At 63.5% G+C, this 2658-nt stretch carries 1 protein-coding gene; it reads left to right on the top strand.

Features of this window, described 5'->3' with window-relative positions; translation table 11 throughout:
• Positions 1 to 227: 227 nt before the first annotated feature.
• Positions 228 to 2546, top strand: coding sequence for an AAA family ATPase (locus AB0B25_RS32025; RefSeq protein ID WP_357187561.1), 2319 nt, complete (start codon positions 228 to 230; stop codon positions 2544 to 2546).
• Positions 2547 to 2658 lie beyond the last annotated feature (112 nt).

A 2658-nucleotide genomic window follows, 5' to 3' on the forward strand; every position in this document is an offset into this window, starting at 1 on the left:
AAACCTCAGCCTCTCTCCTCGCCACGGCATTCAGTGTCGTCATCACGGCACCTTCCCGACGAACTTCGCCCAGCGAACCAGGCCAGAAACACCATTAGATCCACAATCCCGACGTCGGTCTGGAGATACGCACCAAGCGGCTCGTCCTCCCGGTTTTTACAAGAGGCGTGCAGGCGTCGCGTTAGGCTTGGAGTATGTCGGCGAGGCGCAGAGAAGTTCCCCACGCTGTGTCGCAGGCCACGAGCGGGTTCGTCGGTCGTGAACCAGAGCTGGCCAAGATCGGCAAGCTGCTCCTGGGCTCGATCCGGTTGGTCACCTTGATGGGTTCGGGTGGGATCGGTAAGACGCGGCTGGCCGCTGAGGCAGTGCGCCGCTATCACAAAGCCACGGGTGTGCCTGTGTATTGGGCGCGGCTGGCGCGGCTGGTCAAGGACTCCGATCGTGCCGCGGTGGAGAAAGAAGTTGCGAAGGCGGTGCTGGATGCTGATTTCTCCAGGCGGTCGGTCTTCGACGCGCTGGTTGATACGTTTACTGTCACCGATTCGACAGGGCGAGGTCGGCAAGTCGTGTTGGTGCTGGACAACTGTGAGCACGTCGTCGGTGGTGCCGATGAGTTGATCACCGAACTGCTTGCCGCGGTACCGCGGCTTTCTATCGTGGCGACCAGCCGCGAAGCGATCGGCTTGGCCAACGAACAATTGGTCGAGGTGCCGCCGCTGACCCGCGGGCAGGCCCTGACACTGTTCCGGCAGCGGGCCGAACTGACCGGCCACAGGATCACCGAGCCTGAGCAGATCACCACGGTCGAGCTCATATGTCGTCACGTTCACGACCATCCGCTTTTTATCCAGCTGGCCGCCGCACGACTATGGCGCCGACCGTTGTTGGGCATTCTCAATGATTTGAGCGGGCGGGCCGACGACAGGCGGATGGATTGGGCGTCCGGTCCCCGATTCGGGGCCGAGGCTCGACACCGGGCTGTTGGCGACGTCATCGCTTGGTCCTACGATCTTTGCGACGGCAAAGAACGTCTGCTGCTGGACCGCATGTCGGTGTTCGCGGCGGGCTGCGATCCCAACCCGCAGGACGATACCAGCGACAGGGCTCTCGATGTCGGAGCCGACCTCGAAGCGATCCAAGCCGTCTGCGCCGACGCTCCTGATAGCGAAGGTCCCGCTCTCGACGTCGAGGACGCCAGTTCGAGTGCCGCGGTGACCGTGACGGCCGATGAGGTTGAGGAGGTATTGCAGCGTCTGGTCGACCACTCGCTGGTGTCGGTACATATCACCACTACGACTGTGCGATATTCACTGCTTGAGAGCGTCCGCGTATTCGCCCAGCAGCGGCTCTATGAGCGTTCTACCAGCCAGATGGACGTGCCGGCCAGGGTCGCGACTCGCCACCGCCACTACTACCGCGACAAAGTCGTCTTCGCGGCCGCCAACTGGTTCGGTCCCGCTGAGCGGGAACTGCTCGACTGGGCGCGCGCCGAATGGGACAATCTTCTTACCGCCATCGAAACCAGCATCACTACCCCGGGGGAACCGGTACTCGGCCTGGAAATCTGCTGTGCGCTAACCACTCTCCGCACCTCTTTCTACAGGGGGTCCCTGCGAGAGACTCGTCACTGGACCGAACGCACCCTGGCGGCCACTCGGGTACTGCCTGCGCAGCCGATCCAACTCCAAATAGGTGCTTTGGCCCAACTTGTGTACATCACCCTGCTTCAGGGACAGCGCGAGGACGCCGAGCAGATACTCGAGGACTGCATCAGCACCTGCCTGCCCGACCCCGACACCAGGATTGGCTGGCGACAGATGCCCGAAACCGACATCGGCCTACCTGCACCCGCCGAATTCGCCTGGGGCGCTGAACTATTTTTTGCTCGCCGTGATCCCCGCGCCGTCATCGTCCTAACTCGCGCTCACGACAAGGCCCAACACCTCGGCAACCATGGCGCTGCGGCGACGTGTGAAATGTTCGCGGCGGGGGCCGCGGGGCTGCTCGGAACCTCCCAACAGGCCCTCGAGCTGGCTCGACGCCACCTCGACCACATCACCGCGTCCGGGGTGTTGTTGGTGAAATCCTGGGCCGAAATAGTATGGGCGATAGCCCTCACCAAACACGGCGACCCCACCGAGGCTCTCGCCGTCGGACGCTCGGCGCTGGCACATCAGCTAGCCACAGGCGACCAGTGGGGTGCGTTGTGGGCGGTGGAAATTCGGGTGTGGTCATTGGCCCAGGTCATCTTGGCCCAGATCATCGCTGACACGATCGCTGCCGAATCCCTCGATTCTGTCGCCCTCACCGCCTTGGCCACCGAAGCCGCCCAACTCGCCGGAGGGATCAGAGCACTCAGTGCAAGACTCGGCGTCGACATCAAGGGAATGGGACCTGTCGGCGACGAATACATCGAGGCGGTCGGCGTCGCTCGTGGTGTGCTCGGGGACGACGCTTTTGCCGTGGCCGAAACCCGAGGCGCTCGGTTGCGCCCCGAACTGGCGGAGGTCCACCAACTCGCCCTGGGCACGCTCTCCATCAAATAGGTACCGACGTCCCATCCGTTCCACGTCGGTGACGCCACCGCGTTGCCTCTCGATGACGGCTCGGTCACCGGCTACCGCGCCGACAAGGTCCTGCACGCCCTCGCCGAGCCCG

The organism is Nocardia sp. NPDC049190, from assembly GCF_040648115.1.
GTDB lineage: Bacteria > Actinomycetota > Actinomycetes > Mycobacteriales > Mycobacteriaceae > Nocardia.